19 protein-coding genes are annotated in these 23278 nt (G+C 60.7%); 7 read left to right on the top strand and 12 right to left on the bottom strand.

Features of this window, described 5'->3' with window-relative positions:
- Positions 1 to 3: 3 nt before the first annotated feature.
- The 9 genes from BC360_RS08990 to BC360_RS08950 form a co-directional block, all read right to left on the bottom strand.
- Positions 4 to 2361 carry a polysaccharide biosynthesis tyrosine autokinase gene (locus BC360_RS08990; RefSeq protein ID WP_065783556.1) on the bottom strand — a complete coding sequence of 786 codons (2358 nt, stop codon included), beginning with the start codon at positions 2359 to 2361 and terminating at the stop codon, positions 4 to 6.
- Between the two features lie 69 nt (positions 2362 to 2430).
- Positions 2431 to 3336: a UTP--glucose-1-phosphate uridylyltransferase gene (locus tag BC360_RS08985; protein ID WP_065783557.1), complete on the bottom strand. Its 906-nt coding sequence runs from the start codon at positions 3334 to 3336 to the stop codon at positions 2431 to 2433.
- Positions 3337 to 3340: 4 nt separating this feature from the next.
- Entirely contained in the window at positions 3341 to 4357 is a 1017-nt protein-coding gene (locus BC360_RS08980; RefSeq protein WP_065783558.1) for a glycosyltransferase family 2 protein, read from the bottom strand.
- Complete coding sequence (locus BC360_RS08975; protein ID WP_065783559.1) at positions 4354 to 5301, bottom strand: glycosyltransferase; 948 nt, start codon at positions 5299 to 5301, stop codon at positions 4354 to 4356. The genes BC360_RS08980 and BC360_RS08975 overlap by 4 nt, the downstream gene beginning before the upstream one ends.
- Complete coding sequence (locus BC360_RS08970; RefSeq protein WP_065794969.1) at positions 5298 to 6296, bottom strand: glycosyltransferase family 2 protein; 999 nt, start codon at positions 6294 to 6296, stop codon at positions 5298 to 5300. Before BC360_RS08970 ends, BC360_RS08975 begins: the two co-directional genes overlap by 4 nt.
- A complete protein-coding gene (locus BC360_RS08965; RefSeq protein ID WP_065795030.1) occupies positions 6293 to 7495 on the bottom strand; it encodes a glycosyl transferase family 1 in 1203 nt (400 codons plus the stop codon). The genes BC360_RS08970 and BC360_RS08965 overlap by 4 nt, the downstream gene beginning before the upstream one ends.
- A gap of 106 nt (positions 7496 to 7601) precedes the next feature.
- Positions 7602 to 8384 (bottom strand): glycoside hydrolase family 16 protein, encoded by a 783-nt coding sequence (locus BC360_RS08960; RefSeq protein WP_083222493.1) that lies wholly within the window; start codon positions 8382 to 8384, stop codon positions 7602 to 7604.
- 2 nt (positions 8385 to 8386) lie between these two features.
- Complete coding sequence (locus BC360_RS08955) at positions 8387 to 9502, bottom strand: acyltransferase family protein (RefSeq protein ID WP_065783602.1); 1116 nt, start codon at positions 9500 to 9502, stop codon at positions 8387 to 8389.
- A gap of 409 nt (positions 9503 to 9911) precedes the next feature.
- Entirely contained in the window at positions 9912 to 11396 is a 1485-nt protein-coding gene (locus BC360_RS08950) for a lipopolysaccharide biosynthesis protein (RefSeq protein ID WP_065795029.1), read from the bottom strand.
- A 124-nt stretch (positions 11397 to 11520) separates the two neighbouring features.
- Between BC360_RS08950 and BC360_RS08945 the strand changes: the two genes are divergently transcribed.
- The gene (locus BC360_RS08945) at positions 11521 to 12486 is read left to right on the top strand and encodes a glycosyltransferase family 2 protein (protein WP_065794968.1); all 966 of its coding nucleotides are present in this window, start codon (positions 11521 to 11523) and stop codon (positions 12484 to 12486) included.
- A gap of 85 nt (positions 12487 to 12571) precedes the next feature.
- On the top strand, positions 12572 to 13522 hold the full coding sequence (locus BC360_RS08940; RefSeq protein ID WP_065794967.1) for a polysaccharide pyruvyl transferase family protein: 951 nt from the start codon (positions 12572 to 12574) through the stop codon (positions 13520 to 13522).
- 47 nt (positions 13523 to 13569) lie between these two features.
- Here the strand turns inward: BC360_RS08940 and BC360_RS08935 are convergent, their stop codons facing one another.
- Entirely contained in the window at positions 13570 to 14589 is a 1020-nt protein-coding gene (locus BC360_RS08935) for a glycosyltransferase family 2 protein (protein ID WP_065795028.1), read from the bottom strand.
- 152 nt (positions 14590 to 14741) lie between these two features.
- Complete coding sequence (locus tag BC360_RS08930; RefSeq protein WP_065794966.1) at positions 14742 to 15026, bottom strand: exopolysaccharide production repressor protein; 285 nt, start codon at positions 15024 to 15026, stop codon at positions 14742 to 14744.
- A 782-nt stretch (positions 15027 to 15808) separates the two neighbouring features.
- On the opposite strand from BC360_RS08930, the gene BC360_RS08925 reads away from it, so the two are divergent.
- From BC360_RS08925 to BC360_RS08910, 4 genes are all read left to right on the top strand, one after another.
- On the top strand, positions 15809 to 16489 hold the full coding sequence (locus BC360_RS08925; RefSeq protein ID WP_065794965.1) for a sugar transferase: 681 nt from the start codon (positions 15809 to 15811) through the stop codon (positions 16487 to 16489).
- A gap of 145 nt (positions 16490 to 16634) precedes the next feature.
- Complete coding sequence (locus tag BC360_RS08920) at positions 16635 to 17837, top strand: polysaccharide biosynthesis/export family protein (RefSeq protein ID WP_274533917.1); 1203 nt, start codon at positions 16635 to 16637, stop codon at positions 17835 to 17837.
- 110 nt (positions 17838 to 17947) lie between these two features.
- Positions 17948 to 19231, top strand: a complete 1284-nt coding sequence (locus BC360_RS08915) for an O-antigen ligase family protein (RefSeq protein ID WP_065794963.1) — start codon at positions 17948 to 17950, stop codon at positions 19229 to 19231.
- Between the two features lie 14 nt (positions 19232 to 19245).
- Positions 19246 to 20247 (top strand): acyltransferase family protein, encoded by a 1002-nt coding sequence (locus BC360_RS08910; protein WP_065795027.1) that lies wholly within the window; start codon positions 19246 to 19248, stop codon positions 20245 to 20247.
- Between the two features lie 40 nt (positions 20248 to 20287).
- On the opposite strand, the gene galE is transcribed toward BC360_RS08910, so the two are convergent.
- Positions 20288 to 21274 carry a UDP-glucose 4-epimerase GalE gene (galE, locus tag BC360_RS08905; RefSeq protein ID WP_065783569.1) on the bottom strand — a complete coding sequence of 329 codons (987 nt, stop codon included), beginning with the start codon at positions 21272 to 21274 and terminating at the stop codon, positions 20288 to 20290.
- A gap of 309 nt (positions 21275 to 21583) precedes the next feature.
- Here galE and BC360_RS08900 point away from each other — a divergent pair, with 309 nt between their 5' ends.
- Entirely contained in the window at positions 21584 to 23224 is a 1641-nt protein-coding gene (locus BC360_RS08900; RefSeq protein ID WP_083222492.1) for a TIGR04028 family ABC transporter substrate-binding protein, read from the top strand.
- Positions 23225 to 23278: the final 54 nt, after the last annotated feature.

Raw genomic sequence — 23278 nt, 5'->3', positions numbered from 1 at the left:
CGTTCAAACCGGCTCGGCTTCGCGTTGGGTCGCAGCGTTGTCGACATAGTATTTTTCAAAGCGGTGGCGATAGTGTTCGGCGGCGCCGAAATCGCTGTATTTCGCCAGTTCCCGCATGTCCGTCTTGTTGAGGATCACCCCGAGGATCTTGGCGTTGATCTGCGGTTCGGCGTGCAGCAGGTCGCGCACGAGCCGTGACGGTGTGCGGCCCCATTCGGCGACAAAGAGGAAACCATCGGCAAGCGGCGAAAACGCCTTGGCATCGACGACAGGGGCGAGGGCCGCGAGGTCGACGATCACATAGTCGAAGGACTTGCGCGCATTCTCGATGAGGTCCGCCATGGCCTGCGAGGCGAGCAGCTCGTGGCTGTCATGCGGGTAGTGGCTGCTGGCTTCGCCGCCGACCGGGAAGATGGCAAGCTTCGTCTTATGGTCGATCTTGATGCCGGCCGGCCATGATGTCTCTCCGGTCAGCGCTTCGACAAGTCCCGTCTTCGGCGCCGGGGTGATCATCTTGCTCAGGCCAGGCTTGCGGATATCCGCATCGATCAGCAGCGTTCGCTTGCCGCTGGCGGCGAGAAGGGCGGCAAAATTGGCCGCCACAATCGATTTGCCCTCATCGGGAACGGCGGAAACGATGCCGACCACACGGCAGGCGTTTCCATGCAGCATCTGGTCACAGGCGAGCTTGGCGTTGCGGAACGTCTCGGTAAAGGAGGAGCGCGGCGCGTCGAGCACGATGCGACTGACGCGTTCGAAGGGCACCGGTTCCGGCATCGGTTGGGGTGGTCCCTTGTCCTTCACCAGCCGGGCGCGCATGTGGTCCGCGGCTGTCGGCGCGCGTGGGCCGATCAGCGGGACATAACCGAGCGACCGGTGCCCGAGGATAGTGCGCACGTCGCCTTCGAGACGGAACGTCCGCTCGCGGAATTCCTGAAACGCGGCAAAAGCCCCACCTGCCATCATGCCGAGCACGGCCGACAAAGCCAGGATCATCGTTTTCTTTGGGCTTGAGGGCGAAACGGGCACGCCCGCTTCGGAAATCACCCGCGCCTTGGCGATCGGGAAGGAGCGCTGCTGTGCCGCCTGCTCGTAGCGACCGAGATAGGATTCATAAAGCGTCTTCAGCGCCGCCGCCTTCTGCTCGAGTTCGCGCAGATGGACGAGCGATCGGTTCGCGTCGGAGTTCCGGCCGGTGGTTCCCTCGATGTTTTCACGCAGCGAGGCTTCGCGTGACCGCGCGACCTCATATTCATTGCGATAGCTCGATGCGAGCTGCTGGAGTTCCTGGTAGATCTGGCGGCCGATATCGTTCTTCTCGGTCCGCAGCGATACGGCCTGCGGATGGTCGGCGCCAAAGCTCTGGGTCACTTCCTGCTCGCGCTTGCCGACCGAGAGGTAGCGGGTCCTGAGATCACGGATGACGGAGTTGTCGCCATCCTTCGACGAGATCGTCGCGTTGTCGACGGCTTTCTCCGGGCCCTGTTCGACGATGGCCTGGAACTGCTTGTAGCGGGCCGAAGCGGTCGCCGTATCGGCCTGGGCGATGATGAGCTGGCTGTTCAGGTCGGCGAGCTGCTGTTCCGACATAAGCTCGCCCCGCGCCGAGGTCAGCCCGTTGTCGGTGCGGTATTGTTCCACCTCCAGCGAAGCGACCTGCGATCGCTGCCTCAGGTCGGCCAGGCGCTCCTGCAGCCACACGGACGCCCTTTCGGTTGCCTCGAAATTGGCGTTCAACTGGTCGGTCAGGTAGGAATCGGCATAGGCGCGCACCACCTGTGCCGCCAGCTGCGGATCGCTTGAGCGGTAGGAAAGTGCGACGACCGAGCTTCGCGACACGCGTTCGACGGCGAGGCCCTGCTGGATGAGTGCGGCGGCCTTCTGTCGCCGGCCACTGCGCGCAGCCTCTTCCGTTACCTCAGGACCGCCGGCAAACACGCCGGTGATCGTTTTCATCCAGTCCTTGACCACCGCGAAAGGTGAGCGTGGCGGATTGAGGATCGCGTCGTTATCGGCAAGGTTGATCTTGTCGACGACGCGCAGCGCCAATTCACCGGATTTGAGGATCTCGACGGCGCTTGCAATCTGCGTGTCGAGCAACTGGCTGTTTTGCGGCGAAGCCTCTTCCTCGGCGTATTTGGAGAGGTTCTCGTCGAGCAGGATCTGGGTCATCGACGTATAGTTCGGCGTGGCGAAAAGCAGGTAGACACCGCCGAGCACGACGAACAGGGCAACGAAGAGCCCGACTGTCTTGCCGCGGCGAACGGCCACCGAAAAAAGCCGGTCGAGATCGATGAAGCCATCGGATTCCTCGGCTTCCCGGGGCAAGACGCTACTGAACGGTAGACTTCTTTGTTTCATTGGGTCGCTCTGTCCGTTTCCATACAGTCTATCGGCCGGCGCCCCCTATTCGGGGCGCCGGAACCGGGCTTATGCCGCGCGGATGCGGCCTTCGTGAGACAAAACCATGTCCCTGACGGATTCGTAGACCAGGTCGCCGATATCCGAACGGGCGAGCGCAAAGGCGACGTTCGCCTCGATAAACCCTTGCTTCGATCCGCAATCGAAGGTCCGGCCATCATAGGGGTGGGCGTGGAACGGCTGGTCCTTGGAAAGCTTCAGCATGCCATCGGTCAGCTGGATCTCGTTGCCGGCACCGCGCTGCTGGCGGGCGAGAATGCCGAAGATTTCGGGCTGGAGAACGTAGCGGCCGTTAAGATAGAAGTTCGACGGCGCCTCTCCCGCCCTTGGTTTTTCAACCATTTCGGTGACCGCGAAACCATGGGGAACACTCGCTCCCTTGCCGACGATGCCGTATTTGGAGGCATCCTCCGGCGCGCATTGTTCGACGCCGACGACATTGCCGCCGGTTTGACCATGGAGATCCATCAGGCCGGCCATGCAGCCGCGCGCGCCATAGGAAAGCATATCGGGCAGGAGCAGCGCAAAAGGCTCGTCGCCGATCAGGTCGCGTGCGCACCAGACAGCATGGCCGAGGCCGAGCGGCGCCTGTTGCCGGGTGAAGCTGACGGAGCCGGCCTTGGGCAACATGCTCTCGAGTTCGGAAATCTGGGCGTTCTTGCCCGAGCGCGTCAGCGACGAAATGAGCTCGGGCGTGTCGTCGAAGTGGTCTTCGATCGCCTGCTTGTTCCGACTGGTGACGAAGACGATGTGCTCTATGCCGGCCTCGCGGGCTTCGTCGACAGCATATTGCACAACCGGCCGATCGACGATGGTCAGCATCTCTTTCGGAACAGCCTTCGTCGCGGGAAGGAAACGCGTGCCGTTGCCGGCAACCGGAATAACTGCTTTTCTGACAGTTCTGATACGGTCCATGGCATTATCCTTTTTTTGTGTGAGGGCTTTTGCCCGAGGTGGATCGTTCAGCCGCCACTGTCATCGTGGCGGGCTTCAAGCGCGACAGCGGCGCAACGAGGCGGCGCAGTCGCGCGGCGATCGGCATCCGGAGATGCCGGAGCGCGCGCGGGCTGGAGAGCGCCGTCTTGACGGCGCTGCCCAGCGATCTGGATTTGATGTGTTCAACGAGTTGCAGGAAGGCGCGCGCCTCGAAAAGGCTGCGGCTGCGCTTGCGCTGCATTGCCATTGCACCTGCGTCGATGGCGTGGGTGCTGAGGAAGTCGGCGTCAGTGGCGATCATCGCATCGACATGGCGCAGTTCAAGTACGCGGGAGATGGAGCCTTTGCGGATGTGATAACGATAGCCGGCGGACGGATCGACAACGCAGCGCCCGCCTTCGGCAAGGGCCGAGGCCAGCAGGATGTAGTCTTCGCCGATACGGATATCTTGCCTGAAGCGCAGCTGCTTCTGCTCGAGAAACTGGCGCTCGAAGATCGGCTTCATGTAACCGAAATTATAGGTCGCGCGGAAAAGCACGTTTGACTCGATGAAGGCGGCAAGGGTGAGGATCGGTGCCTTCTCGAGCGTTGCATCGACAAACATCCGCTCGCGCCGGCCATCGAGGTTCAGGACTTCCAGATTGTCGACGGCGATGTCAGCGCTTTCGCGACGCGCGCTGGCTATCATTCGGGCAAGTCTCGCGGGGCGAACCGTGTCGTCGGCATCGAGGATGGCGATCCATTCGCCGCGGGCTGCATCGAGCCCGGCATTGCGCGCGCCGCCCGGGCCGCGATTGGCTGGAAGCCGGAGCAGCCGGATACGCGGATCGGCCAAGGCCGCGACGATGGCTGCGGTGTCGTCAGGCGACGCATCGTCGACGACGATCACTTCGACCTCGACGTCTTCCTGGGCAAGCGCGCTGTCGATCGCGCGCGCGATTGTATCGGCCGCGTTGAAGGCAGCGATGACAAAGCTGACATCCGGATTGGTTTTCGTCATCGCGCCGCCACTTCCGATGTGCCGTACTGCTCAAGCTCGCGAACGCCGAAAAGGCCGCTGACGACGCCGGCATGCATGATGGCGCGCAGAGCATAGCGCGACCGGGCAACCGGCGAGGCGACGAAGAGCAGGCTGGCGGTAGCGCAGTAGCCGGATTTGGCCGCGGCACGAGCGATCTCGACCGCCTTGCCGCTGCCTGCCGCGGCTTGCGCAAGCAAACGGCCATGGGTCTGGCCGGAGCGAAAGCGTCGCTTTGCCAACCATCGAAAGCTGGCGCGCGTTTCCGGCACGATCTCGTAGACCAGGGCATCCGATGCATAGGCAAGACGGCCGCCGGCCTCGTGCATATGGGTGAAGAACTCCGTATCCTCACCGCCTGTTCGGCCGAGCGCGAGGTTGAAACGCCGCCCTGCAAGTGCCGGGCGTTTGGGGTCGAGCAGGACGTTGCAGGTGTAGCCCGTCACAATCTCGCCGCCGACCCACACGGGTCGCGTCGAATGAAAATCGCCGCGCCGCATCCAGGACGGTGCGGACAGGTCATACCCGGCGCGGACCGGGCCGAGAACCGCCTCGGCCCCGGTGGCCGCGGCCGTTTCCAACAGACGCACCAGCCAGTCACGCGAAACCGTTTCGTCGTCGTCGACAAAGGCAAGGTAGTCGCCGTGCGCTTTATCGAGGCAGGCGTTGCGGGCGATCGAGATGTTGCTTGCCGGGCAATGCACATAGTCAATCTCAAAGGGAATTTCGAGCCTCAGCGCGTCGACAAGGCCGGCCGCACTTGGATGCACGTCGTTGTCGGCGACGATGATGCGGATTGCCGTCCCGCCGGGCACCGCAATGGCAGCGAGCGAGCGCAGCGTTTCGGCAAGCTCGGCCCGACGAAACGTGCAGACCGCGATGTCGACGCGAACATCTCCGGTCATTTCGGTGGCTGTCTCGGTCATGGTGCGACCCGCCTGCTGCGAAGGTCAAGCAACTCGCGCCAGAACCCGGCGGACCAGGCGAAATGCATCACCATGGCCGAAACCGCGGCCAGCGGACCGTAAGGATTCTTCTGGCCAAGTGCCATCCAGGCGCCGTAACCAATGCAGGCTGCGGCCCAGAGGACGACCGGGACGACGGCAATCCAGTTGATGACGGCAAGCAATGCGCCGATTGCCACCGGCGCCACGGCGAGCGGCAGCAGTTGGCGCAGGCTTGGCACGACGCGATGCTTGAGCACATTGCGGGCTCGGCCCCGGCCATAGCTGAAATACTGCCGGAACAGCGGCCCGATCTTTGCCCGGGGATAATAGACCATGCTCGTTCGGTCGGTCATCCAGATACGGTAGCCGGCCTTGCGGAACCGATAGTCGAACTCGGCGTCTTCGTTGTGGCTGAAGCTCTCGTCATAACCGCCAATTGCCGTGAAGGCTGCAATCCGCATCAGCGCATGATGTCCGTGGTCGGCCCAATGGCTGGTAGCCCCAAGCCGGTGTTTGGCGCCGCCATTTCCGAGTTTGGAATTCTGGGCGTAGGCCGTTGCCTTTTGAAAGGGCGTGAAGCCGACCGTCTGCATGGCAACGACGACGGAGTCTGCGCCCGCTGCGGTCACTTCCTCGACCAGCCTCTGGCAATAGTCGTCCGGATAGGTGCCGTGAGCATCGATGCGGAGAAGATAATCGAAGGACGAGCCATACTCGGCTATCGCAAGATTGATTGCGGCGCTCTGGATGCGCTGGGGATTATCGAGCGTCAGGACCGACGGATCGTCGTCGGCCAGCCGAGCCGCGATTTCACGGGTGCCATCGGTGCTGCCGCCATCGACGATCAGGATGACCGCATTGAGCGGCGCGATCGACGGGCGAAGCTTGTCGACCAGAGCCTCGATATGCTCGGCCTCGTTCAGGCAGGGGATGACGATCAGGCTGCGCGTCGACGTCAGATCTGTTGTGTTCATGACAAACCACCTTCGTTTTGACGGGCGTGAGAAAGCGGCGTCGCGGGCTCCGGGGCCTTCGATGTGATTGCCGACAAACGCCTGACGAGGTTCTCGCAGTCATTGCGGCCGAAGACCCAGGTGTCGGAATTGCAGGCGGTCACCCGGTGTGATGCATCCGCATAGCGGCCGGCATCGACGTCTCCGAGAAGCGAAACGAGGTTCTCCGGCTCTGCTTCATCAAGCAGAAAACCGAGGCCACGGACTGCCAGGAAGCGGGCGGTCTCCGTACCGCGCATGGCGATCGGAACCCGACCGTAGCGGCAGCCCTCATAGAGCCGGTTCGGAAGCAGCCATTTGGAGTTCTGGCCCTCCTCGAAGAAATCGATCGCCCAGGTGAAATCGATCTCGTCATAGATCGCACCGAGGTCTTCGGGACTGCGGTAGGGGCCATGGAAGGCCATGTGCGGCTCATTGCGAATGAAGCCGTCGAAATCATCGAATTCGGAATAGGCGGGCCTGCCGCGAAGGACGATTTCGAAGCGGCCTTCCATGCGACGGGAAAACGCCGAAAGCAGTTCGAGCGACTTACGGCAGCGCAGTGCGCCGAACCAGCCGATCCGCCAGGGGCCGTTCGGTCGCGGTGTGGTAACTGCTGCGACCCGTGGGCTGTCGCGCTCGCCGAGTTCCAGCACCTTGTTCTCGAGAAGCATGACCGGCGTATCCAGGCCCGACAGTGGGCGGAAATAATGTTCGACAAAGGCGGGAGAACTGGTGATCAGCAGCCGCGCATTGCGTCCGAGATAGGCCTCACTGGCACGTATGGCCCGTCCGGCCACATCCTCGCGCAGAAGCAGGCGATGAATGTCGAGGCATTCATAGACAACGGGAACATCGCCGCCGAACATGGAAACCGCCTTGTTGGCGATGGCCAGCATGTCGAGGTTGCGCGCGATGATCAGGTCGGGCCGGCTGATGGCGCGCAACTTGGCGGGCAGAGACAGGCAGGCCTTGGTGATGGCTACAACGCGCTGGGCAAAGCGACCATCGCGCGTGGTGCCGAGTTCGATCGGGTCGATGCCGTCGATCGCCGCCAATGCGTTCGCACCACGGCGAAAGCCGGCGAGCGTCACGCGTGCACCGCCCGCCGTAAGCATCAGGATCCGGCGGCGAACCGCGGGGTCAGCCAGATCCTGTGCGAAATAAAGTATCTGCAGCATGAAAACTTCCGTTTTCCTGCTCAGCCCGAGCCAAGCATGATTCAAGAAATCGTGCATCGCAACGTTTGGCGTTGCGATGCACGGATGCGGCGGCGTTCTGCCGTCCTCAGTTCAATTTGCAGGCGACGGATTCAGCGAACTGGCACTTTTCATCAGGCGCGGTGAAGGCGATCCGGTCTACCTGCAGCGCCGTCGGTCCCTTGTAGGCGAACGTGCCCATCCAATCGCTGAGCGTGTCGGTGCCCCACAGGCTGAAGAAGATCTTCTGGGCGTTGGTCGGGATCTTGGCGGGATCGGTCACTTCGTGGACCAGTTCGCCATTGACGTAATAGCGGATCCGCTCCTTCTCCCAGACGAAGGCGTAGTCGTTGAACCCTTGATTGGCGCCGCCCGGCACGTCGGCGAGCTTCTCGTTGCCGCCCTTGGCCGACACATATTGATTGAGCTGCACCTTTGCCGGGTTCTTGCCGAGCACTTCGAAGTCGATCTCGTCATGCGGCTTTTTGTCGGCGGGGCCGATATAGGTGAAGAAGGCCGAATTCAGTCCCGATCCGTCGGCCGCCTTGATGCGGGCTTCGTAGGTGCCGTGGCCGAAGCGCTTGCGGGTCTGGATTTCTCCGCAGGCATAGTTGCGCTCGCCCGTCTTGCCTTCCTCGAACTTCAATTCGAGGATGCCGTCGACGACAGCCGCCCGCTCCTTCGACCAGGTGCAGTTTTGGTGCGCCCCGTTGTTCCAGCCATCCGAAACATACCAGTGGGCAGTGTCGAGCGTGTCGAAGTTGTCCAGGAACGATGTGCCGGTGGCACCTTCCTGTGCCATTGCGGAGCCGCCAAGGCCGGCGGCGAGGATCGTGAGCAGGGCGAGGCGGTGAGGTCGGATTGATCTCATGGTCAGGTCCTTTGCTGTGGCGAGTAATCGGAGCGACGACCTGTGTCCGGGCGCGCATCGGCTTGGGAGGGGCCGGTGCGGCTGCCGGTCAGGACGGCGGTGAAGCCCGGTGCCAGGCGCTTGGCGAGGCCATGCGCGGCAACGAGAATGACGATCGTGATGAAGGGGATCGTAAAATAGAACAGCCGGTAGTCGGTGATTTCGGTGCGGTTCCAGGCCATCCAGAAAAGGATGAGCAGGGGATAATGGGCACAGAAGATCCAGAAGCTGAGGCCACCGGCGCGCGCAAGGCGTTCACCGAACCGTGTGCGCACGAGAAGTGCTGAAACGGCCCAGGAACCGACGATGCCGGAAAGTGCTGTCAGGCCGCGCAGCATATCGGCCCAGAGAGGGAACTCCGGACCGGTCTGGTAAAGAACGATCGAGAGCGCGACAGCAGCTGCGAGGAAAATAGCGGCGATCGATCGGGCATAGGGGTCGAGCAGCTTGGCGTCGATGCGGTGCAGGCTGACATAGATACCGGTGCAGAAGCCGAAGAGGATCGATTTCTTCAGGAAGACGCCATTCGGCAGCGGAAGCACGGCATAGGCGAGCAGAACGCCAAGAGTTTGCAGCGGATAGCGCTTGATCAGCCAGGCCAGCAATGGCGAGAGCAGGATGCATAACAAAAGATCGCGCAGAAAGTAGAGCGGGACGTTGATCGGCAGGCCCTCGAGCGCGAAGGCAAGGCTCAGCCATTCCCGTGGGGTGGCATTGACGACATCCGGCAGGTAGCCGAAGCCGATATTCCCAAGCTGCGCGAGATAGACGAGTGCCAGAAAGGCCAGGTTCCACAGGAGGAAGGGAAGCAGCACCGTGCGCGCTTTGGTTCGAAGCGTCTTCTTGTAGTCGAACGTGTCCAGACCTCGGCGGAACATGAGATAGCCGGAGATGGCACTGAGGCAGGGAACGCCGACGCGAAACAGGCTGTCGCCCAGAAACACGCGCAGCCAGTCCAGGAACCCATAGGTTCCCAGGAACGGGCTCGTCTGCGGATCATGCGGCACATGCACGAAGACGATGCCCGAGATCAGCATGATGCGCATCAGATTGATCCGCGAGGAAATGTTCGCGTCCATCGCCACGATGTCCGTCACTCCTATCTGCCAGCGCCATTTTCGGCGCCGTTTCAACAGAGCAGACTAGAGCCCGCATCGATTAAGCTAGGGCAGGGGCGTGGATGAAAATATGGCGTTGCAACAAAAGAATCAGTCATGTTTTGCTGCGATGCAGCATTCGCCACATTTCGAATTCACCTCAGATCGATCGCAAATTCACCGCAGCAGTCCTTAAAAGCGCACCCGTTGTCGCATTTTGCGGAACATGCTCATATTCTCATGAGCAGAAGTCTTTGGTTGAATTGATTGCAATCAAACGCCAGCAAGGATTGTAGAGTTTTTTCGTTGGCCATTGTCAATTTGACGTTTTTTGGCGGCGGCGGCGGGAATTGCGGCGAGTGTAAGGCACTGCCGACGTCGCCAACCCCTATCATTCCGCGGGTTCTGGCGCGGCACCCACCGCGCCGCGCTGACGGATCATCCGATATAGTTTCATCAGCAATTTCCGCTCGGTCAGAACCATCAGGATAAGGTAGATGAGGCCGCCCATGGCAGCGCCGGCCAGCACCTGCAAGATGGCGTTGGGAACCAGGGGGCCGAATCGCTCAAGCAGAAAACGCACGGCAAGCGCCATGGCAAAGGCCGCAAACATTGGCCGGGTCGAGACGAAGAAGCCTTTCACGAACGGCATACGGTCAGCCCGGAAGACCACCCACGAATACCCGATCAGAGTCAGAACGTTGACCGTGCAAAGCGCGATCATCGCGTCGATCAGCGAGCCGTTGATGGCCGCATAGGCAACTGCGCCGGTGGTGATAACCGCCCGGATCACCGCCCACCAGAACAGGACCGCACCCTGGCCGATACCCTTGAGATAGGGCACGTAGGTGCTGCACGGTGTCAGGATACCCTTGGACAGCGCCAGCAGTCCGAGAACCGGCCAGGCCGCCGCCCATTGGCTGCCGAAGAGCACGAGCATCGCCGGCTCGGCGAGCGCCCACAGCCCGAACATCATCGGAGCCAGCAGCACGGTGGTGACCTGCGTGCTCAGCATCAAGGCCTGCGACCGGCGCTCGCGATCCTCGCCCATATGGCTGAAGGCGGGGAAAAGCACGCCCATAACAGCCGAAAGCACGATCTGGTTGGGGATACTGGAGAAGCGGTTGGCGGCGGAATAAGCGCCAGCATCGGAAAGGCCGAGATAGCGGGAGATCACCACCATTGGCGACTGGAAAGTGATGAAATTGGCGATCTCGGAGCCCATCATGCCGAGACTGAAACGGCTTAGGGTCCAGACGCGCGACAATGAAAAGACCAGCCGCGGCACATAGCCGGAGACGGCATAGAGCCCCGCGAGGCGAATCAGTGCGGAGACGAACAGCTGGCCCAAGAGCGACCACACACCGAACCCGGCAAGCGCCATGGCGACGGCGACGAGAGCGCCGAGCGTCTCCGAAATCATGCTCCAGGCGGCATCCTTGCTGAAATTCATGCGCCGGGCCAGGAGCGCATAGGCGACATCGCCGCCGAGCTGCAGCGGAATGAGCAGGCTCATAATCTCAAGCAGATAGGCAGCTTCGGGCGCCCCCAGCATCACTGCGAGTGGTGCAGCAAAGACGAAAAGGCCAAGCGCCATCAGCATGGAAATCGCCAGATTCGCCCAGAATGCGGAATGGACGAGTTCCATTTCCTCGTCGCGCTGAATGATCAGCGCAGAGGCCAGACCGGCGCCGCCGATCATGGCCAGAAACTGCACGACTGTGAGTGCGACGGCGACCGTTCCAAACTCTTCGGGCGTCAGGATGCGCGCCAGAATAGGCACGGTGACAAATTTCAGCCCGAATGTGCCTGTCTTTGAGAGCACGCTCCAGCCGACGTTACGGGTGACGGAATTGGCATTGACGGTTGAGGGCATGGCGAACATCCCGTGAGCCCTTTGAAAGGATGAGTGACAAAGGACAAGCGATAGACATACGGCCGCGACCCGGTGGGAGGAGACCACGCAAGACTCTTTCTAGAGAAACCGCAGGGGCGAAAAGATGGCAAAGCTGACGATTATTATCCCTTACTACCAGAAGGAGCCGGGCATCCTTCGGCGGGCGCTTACGTCCGTCTTCGCCCAGACATTTCAGGACTTCCATATCTTGGTGGTCGACGATCAATCTCCTTATCCGATCGATGAGGAGCTGGCGCCGCTCAGTGAAGACATGCGCGGGCGCATCACTGTCGTGCGGCAATCCAACCAGGGGCCGGGTGGCGCACGCAACACCGGGCTCGACAATGTTCCACATGACGCGGAGTTCGTAGCATTCCTCGATTCCGACGACGTCTGGACGCCCGATCACCTGTGGAATGCCTATCAAAGCCTGACTCGATTCGATGCCGATTGTTATTGGGCGTCGATATCGGGCGGCGATGCATTCTACTATCATTTCGGCGTCGCCGATCTCCTGAAGAGCGATACCTGCATCCGGTTGCAGGAGAGCCCGCTGGTGGTGGAAATTCCGGATCTTTCCAAGGTGATGTTGAGGAACTGGAGCTTCCTGCATCTGTCCTGCATGGTGATCGGGCGTTCGTTGTTCGAGACGATCCGCTTCGACGCCGCACTCCGGCTGGCGGCCGAGGACGTGCTGTTCTTTTGCGATTGCGTGTTGTCGGCCCGACGGGTGGTGCTTTGCGACGCGGCCGGCGCCGAACGCGGCGAGGGCATCAACATCTTCCATTCGATCGACAACGATTCGCCGGAGTTTCTGCAGCAGCAGTTCAACACCTTCGTGGCACTTGAAACGCTCGAGGGCCGGTTTTCACGCCGACCGTCGGAAATCGCCTCGATCCGGTCCTATCAGCACACGGCCCGCCGTCAGGCCTTGTGGAGCCAGGCACGCCGGCTGCGCCGCAAGAAGGCACCACAATTCAGGCTGCTTGCGCGCTGGGTATGGCGCGATCCGAAATTGCTGCAAAGCGCCCTCGAACTGGCCGTCGGCAAGCTATCACCGCAACGCTGATCACGAAGACAGCATCCCTGAGGAGGGAGAAAGACCCGCCGCTTGCGGCGCCGGACACATTTTCATTTGAGAGAAGGGACCGCTTATGAAGCCCTATTACTGGGAATCACATCACGGAAATTTCGGAGACGACCTCAATCTTTGGCTCTGGGATTTCCTCTTGCCTGGTTTCCGCGACAGCCATGACGACATCCTGCTCGTCGGCGTCGGTACGGTGCTCAATCGAGCGTTATTACCCGATGGCATACGAAAGCTGGTGCTCGGCAGCGGCTTTGGCTATGGCACGCTTCCGGATATGCGCGATACCGCGGAATGGGACATTCGCAGTGTGCGCGGTCCGCTGACAGCCGAAAAGGTCGGCATCGAGCCCGAACGCGGTATTATCGATCCGGCCGTGATGGTTGCCGAGATGCCGGAGTTCCAGAACTTGCCCAAGATCCACAAGCGCAGCTTCGTGCCGCATTGGGAGAGTGCGATTGCCGGCATGTGGCCGACGACCTGCGGCACTGTCGGCCTGCACTATATCGACCCGCGCGGCGAGGCCGGAGCCGTGATCCGGGAGATCGCTCAGTCCGAGCTGATCGTGGCGGAATCGATGCACGGCGCCATCCTTGCGGACGCCTTTCGCGTCCCGTGGGTTGCGGTCTCGACCTCGAACAGCATCAACAGCTTCAAGTGGAACGATTGGGCCCGGACGGTCGGGGTGACCTATCGCCCCCGCCATGTCCCGGTTTCCAGCCGGGCCGAAGCGATGATCAAGGGCACCCGGTTCTGGGGCATGGGGTTCGACATACCGGAAACCTATGGCGAAGATCCGAACCGCCGGCAGATAGATGGAGGCCTGGTCGTCGACGCGAAGCAGCCTAGACAAACGTTTCTACGCGGAGCGGCCAAGCAGCTGTTGGCGGCGCCGTCGACGCTGGCATTGTGGCAGGCAAGCAGAGCGCAACCGCAACTGAGTGAAGACCGTGTTCTTGCCGAGCGCAAGGTGCGCTTCCGCGATGTCCTCGAGACGGTTCGTCGCGACTATCTCTGAAGGTAGAGGTGAAACGGCGCCCCCAGTGGGCGCCGTTTCACTGGCGATTAGCCCAATTCAGCGGAAGCCGGCAGCAGGTAACGCAGCCGTCCCGAGCCGCCGAGCGCCGCCAAGGCATCGGGCTTGCTCCGTGTCATGCGCTCGGTCTTATCAGCAAAGATCCCGCCGGCGACTGCCGGAACGGCTGCCGGTTTGCCGAGCAGGTAGGTGACGGCGGCGATCGGCCCGCCCTGGCGTTTCAGGTCGAGAAAATGGCGATGTTCGTAGCGCCCACGAATATGGCGTTCGTGCCGGCGGATCATGGCGGACGCCTCTGCACTCAATTGATTGTCCGCAAGGATCGCCCGGTCGGCCTCATAAAGCCTCTTCAGGTCTTCGGTGCGGTGACTGCCGCTCAGCGAATTGCCGCGTACGATGGCCGCATAACCGCAGCTGTGGATGATCTTGTAGCGCGCGCCTTTGGCAAGTGCTCGTAGATAGAGGTCGTAATCTTCGCCGAGACGAAGGGTCTCGTTGTAGGCGAGCTGATGGGTGGAAAGAAACTCACGCCGCATGAGGGGCTTGAGAAAACCGATCTCTCCCCGCCTGACGCCGCGGCGCGAGATGTTACCCTCGACGAAGCCGGCGAGATCGAGAAGGCGTGGCTCCGGTTGGAACCGGTCCACTTCGTCCGCTGCATCAGCGGCGGCCGCCTCGTCCATGAAGGCGATGTTGTCGGCGACGAAATCCCAATCAGAAACGTCCAGAAGCTGGCCAAGTCTGCCGGGCAGAAAGAAATCATCGGCATCGAGGATGGCGAGGATAGGTGAGCGGCTGATCGATATCGCGTGGTTTCGTGCTGCAGCCGGTCCTCTATTCTTCTCGAAGCGCACGATGTTCAGCCGTCCGGTATCGTCGGCAACGGACAGGGCGGCCGACGCGGTCGTGTCGGTCGAACCATCGTCGATGACGATGACCTCGGCGGTCTCGGGCTCGGCCAAGGCCGAGGCGACGGCCCTTGCAATCGTTTCGGCGGCATTTTTTGCGGCGATGATGACACAGACGTCCATCCTTGCAGCTGCGGTCATTGTGGCCTCCAGCGTTACCTCGGGCATGGCCGGCATCGGTGTTGCTTGCCGGTTTGCTGCACGATGCAACGGGATCATGTCGCAACCGCGTCAAAACGTTGACTTTTTTGTTGATGGTATCGCCAGCGGAGAGGGAGGCCGTCTTTCGCGCGTCAGGGGTTGATGTGGCCTGACCTGTTCAAGCGCCCCGTCGAAACCTTGCCGGGCTGCTTTTCGTCGGTCGTCGCGCGTGCGCTCTCGGCTGCCTGCCGCTCGCGCTCGCGGGCCTTCTTCCAGACGAGAAAAACGACAGCCAGGAAATAGCCGACCTGCATCAGGACGGCGCAGATCAAGGTTTGAATAAGGGTCGAGGTCAGCGAACCGTTCAGCAGATAGGTGACGATGGCAAACACCGTCAAAGCGCCAATCATGCTCGCAAAGACACGGGGTGCGAACATCGCTCTACCTAGCCATCGGGTCTGTTGTTGGTGTCTCCATCGGAGCTAAAGCCCTTCCAACCACGGAGTTTCAATATATTGGCGGTTATCCCTCGGTTCAACCGACAATAACCGCAGATGCAATATAAGCCGCTATAGCCCCGAAAATGTTTATGTCGCCTTTCGAACAGGCCGTCGCCGATCAAATTCCGTTGATTGGATGGGCCGGGGCGGATCGAGGGAATCGGTTTGCACCGCGGCCATATCGCGGCCAGTCGGGGCCTGACGGGCCGAAATGTGTTGCTCGATATTCCACCCTTCGTGGGTTTCGCCTTGTTTCGTTCGTCTCGAGGTTGGCCTCGCTCTCCTCTTGTTATCAACTTTTGTTACAAGATTCGCGTTTGTGAACGCTTTGCGCGTGCAATGCAAAAGATTGCTGCGCCGCAAAATACATCGGCGAATTTGACGGATCTCAATTTACAGAGCGGGAAAATCTTCGGACGCAAGACGAAGGCAAACATCACTAGTTCAAGGTAAGGTCAATTTTTTCATGAGTAATTTCGGTTTGCCCGGAAACTACATCGAAACCGACCGGAAGCCACTTGGCTCGCCATGAATAGATGATCTTCTGGATCAAGGAAATATTACATATTCGCGATCGATGATATACGTCAGTGAACCGCGGGCACGGCGCCGGTCATCATTTCGCCTTTAAAAAACAAATTCTAACCATACACTCATTCTTGGATACGAGTGCGCCCCAAGGGGACCGACCAATCGCCAACGTAAATGGAGTCTTCTCTATGAAGTCTGCGACTCGATCGGCCAATTCGCCGTTTTACAGTGCCGCAGAGTCGGGAGCATTTCGTCCGGTAGGAGGAATTTCGAAGCGTGGCTTCGATATCTTCACCGCTTCGCTAGCTCTCGCCTTTCTCAGTCCGCTCTTCCTGCTCTTGATGATGCTCGTCAAGTTTTCCGACGGCGGTTCCGTTTTTTACGGTCACCGCCGTATCGGCCATAATGGCCGTTCATTCCGCTGCCTGAAGTTCCGCACGATGCGGGCGGATGGGGATCGGCTCTTGCAGGAATATCTCCGCAACAATCCCGCCGCCTACGAGGAATGGCGTGCAACGCGCAAGCTGCAGGACGACCCGCGGGTGACCGTTGTCGGCAGCGTGTTGCGCAAACTCAGCCTCGACGAACTGCCGCAGCTCATCAACATCCTGCGCGGCGAAATGAGCATCGTCGGCCCGCGCCCCGTCGTCGAAGACGAACTCGAACTCTACGATGCTGCAGCTGTGTTCTACCTGCAGTCCCGCCCGGGCCTGACGGGTCTTTGGCAGATCAGCGGCAGGAATGACGTTTCCTATGCCGCTCGCGTCGCCTTCGACACGCATTATGTTCAGAACTGGTCGCTGATCCGCGACTTCTCCATCGTCGTCAAGACGATCCCCGCAGTCTGCTTTTCTCGCGGCAGCTATTGACGAACGCTGCGCCACGGAGCCTGACGGCCTCAGTCGTCGGACGCCGGCGCGGGCGACCAGCAACCGGGAAATTTTAATGAAACATCAAGTTACCAAAGGGAGATCGCGTATCTCCCTCCCCAAGCCGTATTCCCTAAGGGTCGCCATGCTGGCGGCCATAACAGTGTTCGGTGCGCTGCCGGCACATGCTGACGAGTACCATCTCGGTGTCATGGACAAGTTGAAGATCCGCGTGGCCGAATGGCAAACCGCCGAAGGCGCGGTGCGCGACTGGTCGGTGGTAAGCGGCGAATATACCGTTGGTGCCTCCGGCATGGTCTCCATCCCCTTCATCGGCGACTTGCCGGCGGCCGGCAAGACGACGAACGAGATGAGCGAGGCGATCGGCGTCAAGATGCAGACACTGTTCGGCCTGCGTGACCGGCCCTCGGCTTCCGTCGAACTCGCTCAGTACCGTCCGGTCTATCTTTCAGGCGAGATCCAGAAACCTGGCGAATATCCCTTTGCGCCGAATCTGACAGTGCTCAAGGCCATCAGCCTTGGTGGCGGCTTGAGGCGTTCGGAGAGCGGACAGCGTTTTGCACGCGACTATATCAATGCCCGTGGAGATTCGAGCGTGCAGGTTTCCGAGCGCAACCGGCTCTTGATCCGGCGCGCGCGCCTGCAGGCGGAGATCGCCGGCAAGGAAAAGATCGAACTGCCGAAGGAATTGAAGGATGCGCCTGACGTCGCCGGCTTGCTCGAAAGCGAGGCTGCATTGATGGTTTCGCGCGACAAGAGACAGAAGCGCCAGCTGGCGTCGCTGGCCGATCTCAAGTCACTGCTCGAAAGCGAAATCCAGGCGCTGGCGAAAAAGTCGGAAACGCAGAACCGTCAATTGGACCTGGTGACCGAAGACCGGGACAAGATCGAGGGGCTTGCCGAAAAGGGACTGGCGCTGAGTGCGCGCAAGCTCGCGCTGGAACAGCGCGTGGCGGAGCTGCAATCAGCCGTTCTTGATATCGACACGGCGTCTCTGAAGGCAAAACAGGATGTCAGCAAGGCGACCCAGGACGATACCAACCTGCGCAACGATTGGGATGCCCAGCTTGCCCAGGACCTGCAAAACACCGAGGCAGAGCTCGATACGCTTGCGATCAAGCTTGGCACCAGTCGCGACCTTATGACCGAGGCGCTATTGCAATCGGCCGAGGCGGCACAGACCAAGGACAACATGTCGGAGGCGGTCGTCAGCTATTCGATCGTCCGCGAGAAGGACGGCAAGGCACAGCAGATCGCGGCTGACGAGAACACGCCGGTTCTGCCCGGCGATGTCATCAAGGTCGAAGCCAACCTGGCCATGCGCTAGAGATTTCCAGGAAAAGTGCGAAGCGGTTTTCCGTCTGGAAATGCGTAGAAACAAGGAGATAGAGCGTTTCTGTGACTCCGTTTAACCCGGAAACGCTCTAAAGGATCGCGATGAGGATTTCCAAGGCAAGCCTCGTTTCTCCTGGTGGAAACCAGGCCTACGGTACGTTTGCGCTGGCGATATCGTTCTTCGTCTTTGCCTATTCCTCTCGGTTCGGGCAGGCGTCGATCCTCGTCTACTACGCGCTGTGGCTGCCGCTGGTCCTCGTCGACTATCGAAGGGTGCTCGGCAATTACGGCAAATACATCTGGATCCTCGCTTTTGCCGTCTTTGCCTGCCTGTCCGTCTTCTGGTCGGCAGTACCTGGGATGACCGCAAGGACCGGGGTTCAATATCTCTCGCATGTCATTTGCGCCCTGATTGCCATGCGCACGATCGACATCCGGACGCTCGTGCACGGCGCACTGGCGGGTGTCGGCATCGTGCTCACCTATTCGCTGCTGTTCGGCGTCTACCACCTCGATCCACTGGACGGAACTTTTAGCTTCGTCGGTGCCTTTGCGTCGAAGAACCAGCTTGGCTTTTATGCGTCCCTCGGGATTTACTTCGCCTTCATCGCTCCAGTCGCGCTCGGGGAACGCAGGCTTTGGCTCGGCGCCGCCGGGTTGGTTGGGCTGATATCCGCCTATTCGCTGTTTGCCTCGCAATCGGCGACGTCGGTCCTGACTGCCGTCGCCATCATCGGCTGCTGGCTCGGCATGCGCGCCGTCGGCATGCTGTCGCCCGGTCATCGCAAGGGTCTGTTCCTGGCCGCCGTCGTCGTAGGGGGCGTCACCGCTCTGGCCGCGGTCTATGGCGGTGGCGTCGATCTTGTTCTCGGTCTTTTCGGCAAGGATTCGACGCTCACCGGGCGGACCTACCTTTGGCAGCAGGGGATAGAGGCCGCGCTGTCATCGCCTCTCGTCGGCGTCGGCTACCAGGCCTATTGGGTCCAGGGCTTCTCGGAACCAGAGCGTCTCTGGGAGGAGTTCTTCATCGCGACCCGCTCGGGCTTCCATTTCCACAACACCTTCATCGAGGCGATGGTGGAGACTGGTGCGATTGGGCTCGTACTCCTTTGTACCGTGCTAATGGTCACCGTCTTCGGCCATATCAAACGGTTGCTGGCCTTCGACCATCACACGGAATCCTCGGTGCTCTTCGGTGTGGCCATGCTGCTTCTGGTGCGGGCCTTCGTCGAGATCGACATCATGAATCCCTATCACGTCGGCTCCTTCCTGCTCTACTTCGCTGCCGGCAAGCTGACGATCAGGCAAGGCCGGCGCATCGTCAGCGAGCGTCGCCTCGCAGAAGGCAGGGTCTTGGCGAGCCACCATCCGCAGTTGAGGTTCTGATGGCCCAGACGCCGATGAAAACCATCCACGGCATTCAGTATCTGCGTGCGCTTGCGGCGCTGGGGGTCGTGCTGTTTCATGCGGCCGAGCGGACAGGTCATCATTTCGCGATCGGTGCGGCCGGCGTCGATGTCTTCTTTGTCATCAGCGGCTTCATCATGTGGGTGATCAGCGACCGTCGCCCGGTCGCGCCGCTTTCCTTCCTTAAGGAGCGGCTGCGCCGGATCGCGCCGATCTATTGGCTCGCCACAATCGTGATGATCGGGGGAGGCGTTGCCGGCCTGTTCCCGAACCTCGTTCTGACGGTCGAGCATGTTCTGGCGTCACTGGCGTTTATCCCGGCGCGCTCGCCGAGCAGCGGCGAGGTCTGGCCGGTGCTCGTGCAAGGCTGGACGCTCAATTTCGAGATGTTCTTCTATGTCGTCTTCGCGGCATCGTTGCTGCTGCCGAGACATCGCCGGCTGCCGATGATGGCGGCATTGTTTCTGGTGCTGGTGTTGCTCGGCCTTGCGATCGATACCGAAAATCCGCTTCTCTTGACCTACACCCGCCCGGTCATCCTGGAATTCGTCGCCGGCATGATTGTCGCTGAATGCTGGTTGCGGGGCAGGGTCGTTGGACCGCGCGTCGGCATGGCGCTTTTCCTCGGGGCACTAGCCGGATTTGCAGCGCTTGCCGTGCTGCGCCTGCCGTTTGACGAAAGGATATTGGGCCCGCTGGCGGTCCTGCTCGTCGTCGCCACCCTTGCGCTTGAAGCCGGCGGCTGGTTTCAAAAATGGGCGTTGCCGACCCTGCTCGGCGATGCCTCCTACTCGATCTACCTCTGGCACACCTTCGCCATATCGGTCATCGTCAAGGCGGCTGCGATGATGGGTACGAATTCAGCGCTGACTCTCGTCTGCGCTTTCTCCGTCGGCACGATTGCCGGCGTCGTTGCCTATCTCATACTCGAGCGTCCGCTGCTTCGGCGTGCCCGCTCCAGATTGCCTCTGAACCGGGCGCGCCAGGCATCCTAGACATCTAAGCCAGGGATGCGGTCAGCCGAAGTGCCTGATGTCAACCGCCCTGGTTGCGGCGGGAATGCCAGTTCCAGGCGGTTCGCGTAATAGCCGCCAGGTCATATTGCGGCTCCCAGCCAAGCACTTCGCGGGCTTTGTCGTTATTAGCAACGAGTGTGGTCGAATCACCCTCGCGGCGATCGACATAGTCGATGCCGAAACTGCGGCCTGAGACTTCGGTGATCGCGCTCAGCAGTTCCTTCACCGTCGTGCCGGTGCCCGTGCCGAGATTGAGTTCGACGCTGTCGCCGCCTTCAAGCAGATATTCGACGGCGCGGACATGGGCATCGGCGAGGTCAAGCACGTGGATATAGTCGCGCACGCAGGTGCCGTCGCGGGTGTCGTAATCCGTCCCGAAGACCTTGAAGCCGTCACGGCGACCGAGGGCGGCATCGATCGCCAGCGGGATCGCATGGGTCTCAGGCTCGTGCCACTCGCCGATCCGCCCTTCCGGGTCAGCACCGGCGGCATTGAAGTAACGCAGGATGACCGAGCGCAAGCCCTTGTACTGCCCATAGTCCTTCAGCGCCTGTTCGCAGACCCATTTGGTGCGGCCATAGGGGTTGATCGGCGCCTGGCGGTGCTGTTCGTCGATCGGCACGCTTTCCGGCAAGCCGTAGGTGGCGCAGGTCGACGAAAACACGAAGGCCTCGATGCCGGCGGAAAGTGCTGCCGACAGAAGGGTCAAGGTCCCGATCACGTTGTTGTCATAGAACGAGACCGGATCCTTGACGGACTCCCCGACCTCGATCATCGCTGCAAAATGCAGGATCGCCCGCGGTTTGTGGCGCGCAAGCACCTCATCGAGCCGCTGCCGGTCCCGGATGTCACCCTTTTCCAGAACGCCCCATTTGACGAACTCCTCATGGCCGTTCGACAGATTGTCGTAGACCACGGGTTCGAACCCCTTGGACGCAAGCTGAAGGCAGGTGTGCGAGCCGATATAGCCGGCGCCGCCGACGACGAGAACCTTGTTGTTTGTCATGATTATCTCAATCTCGAGCTTGGAAGGAATTGGCAAAGTTTTCAATGAATAATGGCCAAATTGTCAATGGCTCGTGAAGCGTTTCGCGCATGGGAGGGCGTTCTATTTCCGCGCCCTGATCCGCAGGCAACTTGAGACCAGCAAAACAAGGCAAGGAAACGGCCTCGGGAGAAATATCTCCATCGGCTCGGAGGCGGAGATGCTTCTTTCGCTTCGCTCGAAACATATAGTATATTAATTTACTAGATTTAGTTGATAAGCCGACGATTGGTCGTACGATAGCCTTCAGACATCTAAAGGAAGGCTCCCATGACGACGAAACTGAAACGGCTCGCGCTGACGCTGGCGGCACTGAGCGCCTCCGGCTTTTTCCTGCCTAGCGCTTTTGCGGAGGGCGCGGGCGACCCGGTCAAGGGTGGGACGCTGATCTATCTCGAGCAGCAGGCCCATACCAATCTCTATCCGCCGGCCGGCGGCTTTTACCCGAATGGTGGCATCCTCAATCAGATCACCGACAAGCTGACCTACCAGAACCCGAAGACGCTCGAAATCGAGCCGTGGATCGCAGAATCCTGGACGGTCAATGCTGGTGCGACCGAGTACACATTCAAGATCCGTCCCGGCGTCACCTTCTCCGACGGCACGCCGCTCGATGCAGCCGCGGTCGCGAAGAACTACGACGTCTTCGGGCTCGGCAACAAGGAGCTGAAACAGCCGGTTTCTGAGGTCATCAACAACTACGAGCGCAGCGAAGTGATCGATCCGCTGACGGTCAAGTTCTACTTCAAGAAACCGTCGCCGGGCTTCCTGCAGGGCACGTCGGTGATCGGCTCCGGGCTCGTCGCCGCAAGCGCGCTGGCGCTTCCGTTCGAACAGCTGGGGGATGCCACCAAGATCATCGGCTCCGGTCCGTTCGTCGTCGACAGCGAGACCATCGGCAAGGAACTGAACCTGAAGGCGCGCGAAGAATACGCCTGGGGTCCGGCAAAGCTCACGCATCAGGGTCGCGCCTATCTCGATGGCATCAAATACATCATCACCGGTGAGGACAGCGTGCGTATCGGCGCTCTGCTGGCTGGCCAGGCAGACTTCATCCGGCAGGTCCAGGCCTATGACGAAAAGCAGGTCGAGGCACAGGCTTATCAGATCTACGCGCCCTCGACGCGTGGTGTGAACAACAGCGTCGTCTTCCGGCCGGACAATCCGTTGGTCGCCGACGTGAAGGTGCGCAAGGCGCTGCTGCACGCTACCGACGCGAAGGAAATCGTCACGACGCTGTTTTCCGCCAACTACCCAAAGGCGACGTCGATCATCGCCTCGACCGCTCTCGGCTACCGCGATATTTCGGCAAAGCTCGCCTTTGATCCCGAGAAGGCAAAGGCCCTTCTTGATGAAGCCGGCTGGACGATCGGTGGCAACGGTCTGCGGCAGAAGGATGGCAAGGAACTGGTGCTGATGGCCTACGAATCCCTGCCGCAGCCGCAGAACAAGGAAACGCTGCAACTGGTGGCGCAGCAGTGGGGCAAGCTTGGCGTCAAGCTGACCGTCCTTGCCGGTGACAGCGGCAGCAGGATCGTCGACGATCTCGACCCGTTGAAGACGCCGGTTTCGCCGGCCATGGTCGGCCGCGCCGATCCTGATGTGATCAAGAGCCAGTACTATCCGAAAAACCGCGACGTCCTGCGCCAGAAGGGCGGACAGAGCGACAAGGTGCAGAGCTTCGCCGACGACAAGCTGAACGGTCTGCTCGAGGCGCTTGCCTCGGAACCGGATCGTCAGAAGCGGCTGGCGATTGCCGGCGAGGTGCAGGACTACGTCGTCGACCAGGCCTATGCGATCCCGATCTTTGAAGAGCCGCAAGCCTTTGCCGGGGCGCCTTATGTCCAGGGTATCGCCTTCGAGGCGGTCGGCCGACCGAGCTTCTACAGCACCTGGCTTGCCGAACACTGACACTGGCCCAACCGGCCACGCGCATCGCCGTGGCCGGCTTTCGCAATGAGACCA

Origin of the sequence: Ensifer sp. LC163 (assembly GCF_001695855.1) — a bacterium.
Lineage (GTDB): Bacteria > Pseudomonadota > Alphaproteobacteria > Rhizobiales > Rhizobiaceae > Ensifer.
The sequence above is the reverse complement of the archived record's forward strand: the minus strand, read 5'-3'. Positions and strand labels throughout refer to the sequence as shown.